Genomic DNA, 699 nt, shown 5'->3' with positions numbered 1-699 from the left:
TTAGTGGACACTGCTACCCTGCAGCTCCCCTTGAACTGAACTCAAGGTGCATAACTATAAGGAGTGTTCATATGAATACCAAGAAACCGATGTCGCTAACCGGCCGTGTAATTCTTGGCATGGTTGCGGGTATCTTGACAGGATTCGCGATTCGCGCGCTATTTGCTGACAATGGATTTGTTGACGCATACATCGTAAATGGACTTTTTGAAGTCGGCGGTAAAAATCTTTTATTGCCAGCTTAAAAATGCTTGTTGTACCACTGATTTTTGTTTCGCTTGTTGTGGTACAGCTCACTTAAGATATCTCGACCCTAGGTCGTATGGTGGTAAACCCTGGCGTTTTACATCACTACCACCGCCGTTGCTATCACGCTCGCTCTGACCATGGGTACGGTATTCCAACCTGGGGCAGGTGCAGATCTCACCGCAGCAAGCTCGTTCAAATCGGCAGAGGCACCGTCATTGGGTCAAGTGATCATCGATATGTTCCCGACCAACCCAATCAGTGCGATGGCCGAAGGCAAAACGCTTCAAGTGATCGTCYTCGCCCTGTTGTTTGGTATTGCCATCAGTGCAGCCGGTAAACCGGTGAGCGCATTGCGGCGATCTTCTCTGACCTTAACGAGTGATCATGAAGCTGGTTGCGCTACTGATGAACCTAGCCCCTTACGGCGTGTTCTTCTTGATGGCGAAACTG

General features: G+C 49.3%; 1 pseudogene. It reads left to right on the top strand.

Features of this window, described 5'->3' with window-relative positions:
• Positions 1-71: 71 nt before the first annotated feature.
• Positions 72-699, top strand: a pseudogene (locus CIK04_RS29390) (dicarboxylate/amino acid:cation symporter); the annotation flags it as partial.

This window comes from Vibrio sp. 03_296 (assembly GCF_002265885.1).
This window is presented reverse-complemented; position numbering and strand designations above follow the sequence as displayed.